The organism is Psychrilyobacter sp., from assembly GCF_049671765.1.
Taxonomy (GTDB): Bacteria; Fusobacteriota; Fusobacteriia; order Fusobacteriales; family Fusobacteriaceae; genus Psychrilyobacter.
On record NZ_JBATVM010000258.1, the window covers coordinates 1 to 7,296 of the forward strand.

Annotated in this window: 2 protein-coding genes; both read right to left on the reverse strand. The window is 29.7% G+C overall.

Annotated features, from left to right (window positions below):
* The coding region (locus tag WBG30_RS12220) for a filamentous hemagglutinin N-terminal domain-containing protein (protein ID WP_424504941.1) at positions 1-6,599 on the reverse strand (6,599 nt) is incomplete at its 3' end.
* Positions 6,600-6,735: 136 nt separating this feature from the next.
* On the reverse strand, positions 6,736-7,296 hold a 561-nt coding region (locus WBG30_RS12225), incomplete at its 5' end, for a ShlB/FhaC/HecB family hemolysin secretion/activation protein (RefSeq protein ID WP_424504942.1).

Sequence of the window (7,296 nt, forward strand, 5' to 3'; positions counted from 1 at the left end):
CCTTCTAAAGTAATGTTTTTTCCTATAAGGGTCTGAGTTCCACCTATATTTAATTCATTTTCTAATGCTGTTGATTTATAACTTTTCTTTTCTGTTTTAGTTACGTTTACTCCAGTTTTAACTGATGCAGAAGCTACTTCACCAGTAGCTAATTTAGAGATGTCTCCTCCTGTTCCTCCTATCGTAGCCAAAGCTTCAGCTCCTTCACCAGGTGATGATTTTCCATTCTTTTTAGCATTTTTAGCCGAAAATGATGAATTATCAGAGTAATCCACTCTCTTTTTTTGCTTTTCTGCAAAATCTAGTGGTGCAACTCTATAAGAATATTCACTTCCTATGCTATATGTATCTTTCTTTACATTGGAAGTCACTATATCCTTTGCTGTTGTATATTTGATATCACCAGTTAGGGATTTCACTGTCGAATCCCCTGTAATATTTCCAGTTATAGATTCTCTTATTATATCTCCTTTGGCTAAGATTATTTCATTCTTAGCTTTTACAGTTGTTCTCTCGTGTAAAATAGAATTAACTTCTTCGTTTATATCACTTTTTACAAGACCTACTGTAGCACTAGCATTACCATACATCTCACTGTGATTTGTCCCAGTTATAAATCCTCTAGAATGTAGATTATCTACATCTGTTTCGATCCCAGCATTAGAAGAATGCTTTAATTTGGCATTTGTTCCCTTAGTTTTTGTAACTCCATCTTCATCCAAGATTTTTTTTCTAGCGTCTATTACTTCTTTACTTTCACCTAGGGTTGTACCATTAATTCCTATTTCTGTAGCCGTTCTCTTATAAGTATTATTGGTTTCTAAAGTTAGATCCTTTACACTACCATTTTCAGCCAAACTTCTAATAGTTCCACCAGCTTCTCTAGAACTTCCTTTAAAAGTAATATCCCCATCGTTAGCTACTAAAGTTAGGTCTCCTTTAGTAGTTATACTAGATTTTAATACCTTTTCTGTATGTTTTTTTATATTTTCATCCTTACTATAAGCAAATTCTTGTTTAGAAGTTTTATATGAAGAAGTATTGGTATCTTTTACACCTTCTACATTGATACTCTTCCCTTGGATCAGTGCATCTTTAGCTTTTACTTCACTTCCTAATATATTGATATCACTTCCAGCTTTCATGACTAAGTTTCCACTAAAATTAACGACTGAACCTACATTTTCTGTAGCGGTTACATCTTTTTCATATTTTGTACCAGTATATTCTTTTCCACTTCCAGTCATTCTTTTACCGTTTGTAACTTTTACTTCTACTAATTTATAACCACTTTCTTTCGTCCTAGATTCTAATTTTAGCCCCTCTATTGTCACTTTTTCTTTCACATCTATACTCCCATCCTTACCAGATAAGATAGCACCTTTTTGAAAATAGTTATTTCCTTTTATATTTATAGTCTGACCTTTTATCTTAGATACACCTATTATATCGGTAGTATAGTTTTCACTGTTTAAAAGTTTATTTTTTTCTACTAAACTTTCATTTATAACATCTCCATCTTTTGCATTTAATAAAACATTTGTTCCTTCTATTGTAGAACCGAGATTTTTAATATCTTTTTGAGCTTGTAAATAAACACTTTCACCCTTTATATTAGCCTTTCCAACAGTGTTTTTATTGATAATTTGGCTTGCATCCACATTTACTATTTTTTGAGCATTTATATCCCCCGTATTTAGTAGAGATCCATTTTTAACCGTGATATTCTTCCCGTCTATACTAGAGCTATTAGGTCCTACTTCTAATCCTTTTTTAGCCACATACAGTTGAGGAGCCAGTACTTTGTGCCCATCTACTTCTACTTCTACATACCAAACTATATCGTGTTCTAAGTTACTTAGTTGTTCTTTAGTTAATTTTTCCCCTACTTTTAATCCCAATTTTTTATGAGATTCTGAAGCATTATCTAATAGTGTTTTCATTGTTGCAATCTCGTTAACAGCTTTATCCCTTCCAAAATTTCTTTTTAAAACATCATTTATTAAAGTAGTATCATAATAAGAATCTCCCAATGTTCTTATATTCGCTGGGTTATATTTAATCTTTTTAAAAAAATAACTAGATCCAAAATACTTACTCTTATCTATAAATGCTATATTAGTTTCAATAAGTGGTTTGTTATTAGAAATTTTATCGAACTCACTATTTTTTTTAAACAACCCATCATTTCCTCTTGGAACTGTAATATAATCAGCAATATTTAATTTTTTCTGTGTTTCAAGTTGATTCTCTATCAATTTAGCTTCAGATTCAGCACTTTCTTTAGGAGTTTGTGTTTCTTCTACAATTTTTTCTTTTTCTTTTTGGACTGTTTCTTCTACTGTTTTTGTTTTTTCCTTTGCTTTTGTTTTTTCTTTATTAAGCTCGTTTATTTTTTCTTCTTCATTATTTTTTAATTTATCTTTTATTCCAGATAGATCTCCTTGCTTTGAGTCCTTATCTGTATCTTTAGTTTCTTTTTGGAGAGTTACTTTTTTGTTTTTCACGATTGTATCCTGTAAATCAGATGTTACCCCAGATGTACTTTCAAGATTTGTTGTGTCTGTATTTTTCACATTTCCATCTAGTATTATATTCCCACCAGCAGTTATTCTAGCCTTATCTTCACTTATATTAATATAATTTTTAGTTTTAATATTCTCAATCCTTGGTGCAATCGTGTATTTTTCATCCCCATCTATTAGATTGGTTTTTATAACTCTTGCCTGAGTTACCCCTTTGTATTCTGATACTCCACGAGTTTTTACAACTTCCGTTTCATTTATAATATTTTTTGCTTTAATTTTAATATTATTTTCAGCCGTTAATATCCCTCTGTTTTTAAAATCTTCTGTAAGTTCTACATTTATATTTTTACCTTCAGTAGTACTTTGTCTCACACGAATTGGAGTTTTTATTACATTTATCTTTACAGTACCTTCAATTCCATAAAATTGGGTATCCCCTACAGGAGCAAAATAGCTATAGTCTCCATCCCATTCTTGATTCTTATACTCTTCTAAGTTACCACCATTCACTATTGTAAAAAATGTTCTAAAATCATAATGTTGCCAAGCCGTTATTCTTGTTTGACTATTGACTGTTTTAGTTATTAAGTTTGGAGAAACTGTTTTGAGATTTTGAATTTGATCCACAGTATATAGATTCTTAAAGTAACCAGCTTTGTACTTATATCCTTCGTTTTGATAACTTTTAGCCGTTATGTTTAGAGTGTTTCCAGCTTTTATTTTCCCACCTCTACGAGCATTAGCTTTATTAGCTATATTTCCAGTAGCTTTTAGAGTTATATCTCCATCGGTTGTTAAGATAGTCCCCATCTTATTTTCGATAGTTTCTCCATCTAGAGTCATGTTAATACTAGCATAGATAAGTTTATCTTCATTATTTTCTATCTTAGTAGCTTTTATCTTTAGGTCTTTCGCAGCTAGAACTTGTCCCTTATTAGAAAAATTAGCAGAATTAGTCTCTAAATTTCCTCTACTGATTATTTTCCCATAATTTATTAGGTCGCTTGCCATTGTAAGATTAGTTTTTCCTAGCCCACCCATTAGAGTAGAATATTTTGTATTTATATAATTTCCTTTAATATCTAAATTTCTTTTACTTTCAATCAGGCTTCCCTTATTTTCAATAGTTTCTGAACCAGTTCTTCTAGTTCCATTTTTGATATTTTTAGCTGTTAAGACTATATCTTGACCAGCTATTATTTTACCATCATTTATGATATCACCTTCATGAGAAGTTAATTTAATATCATTTAAAGCTTTTAGAGAATTATTAAGATTATCTATCGATTTTTTAGCTTTTATCTCCAGATTATTTGCGAAATAAGTTCCTTCTATATCTAAATTCTTATCAGCCACATAGTCAATTTTTACTGTGTCCCCTGTTATCATTCCACCTGTATTCTTCAAAACATTAGCTTTGATATCTACACTACCAGATATTTCTCCTGTGTTAGTGACCGAAGTAGCACTATTTTGACCGCCCCTTATTTTTACCTTTCCAGATATTTTTCCACTATTATTTACTATACTTTCTATATTTAAATTTTCATTAGCCAAAATATTCTTTTTATTGATTAAGTTTGTAGAATTTATAGTAATATTTTTTATGGCTTGAATATCACCATTATTTAATATAGTTTTAGATCTTAAAGTAATGTCATCTGATATTAATTGTCCTGTATTATCAATATCACCAGTTATATCTAAATTTTTACTCCCTATAACTCCAGTCTCCGTATTAGTTAGTTTGCCATTAATATAGGTGGCATCTCCTAATATATTTTTCGAGTTATTTATACTCTTAGAAGTTATTCTTATAATGTCCCCTTCTAAATTCCCACTATTTTCTAATAAGTCATTAGTGATTTCCATATTCCCTTTGATTAATCCACTATTTTTTAGAACATTCCTAATATTTATTTCTTTAGAGAATATACTTCCGCTATTATTTAATTTAGCTGTTGTAGTAAAATTCTCCGTTTTTATATATCCAGCCCCAGAATTTTCTATATTGTTTCTGACATTCATATTTAATATATCAGAGATTAAATTTCCCCTATTTAATAAACTATTAGAGTTTATAGTAATTTTTTTAGCTCCTATAGTACCTTCATTTAAAAATGTTTCTGAGGTAACATCTAAATCATTAGATATCATCTTCCCACTATTAAATAATTTACTCGTTACTTTTATAGTTGCTCCTTTTATGTTTCCTTTATTTTCTAGATCATCCACAGTTACATTTCCATGGATTATACCAGAACTTTTGATTGTTTTTGAGCTTATATTTTTTCCTGATAATTTACTCGTTATTGTTTTATTTTCTATACTTTCAAGAACTATATTTTTATTACTCAAAATATCTTTTTCATTTATTACAGTCCCTAATTCAATACCCTCTCTTCCAATCAGTGTTCCTGTATTTTTAAGCTTAGAAGATATTTTTACTTTATCTCCTAAAATTATACCTGTATTAAGATGATTTTCTCCTTGAGCCTCTAAATTAGAGTCGATTCTACCTACATTAGTTAAATTTCCTTTTACAAGAGTGTCTTTAGCAAATATTTTTTTATTATTTATCAAGTTCCCGGTTTCTAGTTTTTCATCTGCTTGAATTTGACCTTCATTTAGTATATTTGCTGTAACTATATTTTTTGATAAAATAGTTCCTTTTTCCTTATTTATCACATCACCAGTTTCTAGTCTTTCATTAGCCTGGACCTTCCCCTCATTTATTATCTTTGTTGTAACTATATTTTTTGATAAAACGGTTCCTTTTTCCTTATTTACCAGGTCACCTAAGTTAAGACTTTCGTTTCCTTGTAAAGAACCATTATTTTCAAAGTTTTTCCCTGTAATTTCATTTGCTACTATAGTAGAATTGTTTTTAGAATTTCCCTTTAAATTAATCGTTTCTGCACTTAAGGTTCCAGCGTTATCCAAAGTTTCCAGGTCTATACTTTTACTATTGAATTTATCTCTATTCTTTAGTTCATCCGCTATGAAAGTTTCATTTACTATAACTTCTCCATCTGATTCAAAAATTTTTGCTATAACTCTATCAGCCAAAATATTCCCACTGTTTATAGATTTTCCACTTATGGAGATATCATTTGCTTTGATTGTTCCACTTAGTTCACTTTCTTTGGAATTGATATCAAGATTTTTAGTTTTTATGTCTTTAGTTTTTATGATTCCTTGAGCACTAATTTCTACTGATTCAGGCGCTACCAAAGTAGAAGTATTTACTCCTAAACCTTGTTCTGTCCCGACTAATTTAATTCTTCCAGCCATAATTCCACCTAATTTAGATGAATCTATCGCCACATTATATTTTCCATCATTAGTCGAATTTATAGTTGTTAGTTTCTTATTTTTATAGTCATATTTATTTTTACCCGTCAAAATTTCTATTTCTTTAGACACGCTTGCTTTGCTATTACTTGAAATAACCCCATTTAATTTTGCCACTCTAGATAGAAGAGTAAAATAATCTACTCCTTCTGTAGAGACACCTTTACTCCCTACTTCTATTACTCCGTCTTTTACCTGTAACATTAGATTATTATCATTTATTATCTCTCCTGTAGAAATAGTTACACGATCTGTATTAATAAATCCTGCTCCATTTAAAGACACTCCATTGGGATTAGCCAAAACATAATCAGCTCTTTGTCCTGCTATCTCTGTAAACCCTTCTATATCTGATCTATTTGTACCAGTGATTTCTGTAATAATAAGATCTGCATTATTTGTTAAATTAGCATTTCCATCTATAAACCCTGCTAAATTAGTTTTAATTAATCCTTTGGAATTATTCAAAATAACTCCTCTTTGATTTACATTATATTCCAAAAATTTATTATGAGACGTCCCATTCTTAGGATTCACTATATCTATCTGGTCTATTCCATTTTTAGTTTTCCCTATTTTAGAATTATATTGTTTATTTACCGATTGATCTAATTTAATTCCTGCTGCATATATCATTTCTGTTGGAAACATCAAATTTACAATTATAAAAGTATATAATATTTTACTCATATTACTCTTTTTTAAATTTTTATTCATATTCATTCTCCTCTACAACTCTACATCATTTCAATTTATATTTTTTTCATTTATTACTTGACTACACGAAGGCTCTTCACTAATACAACTCTATTATTTTCCCCCATTATATTTAACATCACTAAATTTTTCTAATTTATATCCCCACTGATACTGTAAAATTAACTAATTCTGATTTTTTTATATACCCTGGAGCATAAAGCCCTTTAGAATAGCTCAATTTACAATTCAAATAATTACCTCTATATTTTATTCCTGTTTCCATTCCTAAAAGTTCTTCGTTACTTCTATACTTTGGGTTATTTTTATTCTGTTTATCTCTAGCCATACCATAATCTATCCCTGTAAATAAACTTGTTTTCCCCAATGTATTTGTAAATACGTTAGATGTTTTTCCTGAAATAAGGCTCGCTAAATTATATGTCAATTGATTTCTTACATAATATCCCTTTTCGCCGCTTATTCCAGATTCATAACCTCTTACAGTTACATCATCTCCCAATGAAAACTTATCTGCCGAATATAATCTATCCTCTGAATATTGGGCCCCAGTCGCAAATTCATAGGTGAAATATTGTTTTTTTATGAAAAAGGGTTTTAACCATCTAATATTTAAATTATATTTTTTATAGTCGCTTCTAGGTGCTTCAGAAGAGGTATTTATATCTTTTGTTGCTCCAAACCCATAGAGTCCCAT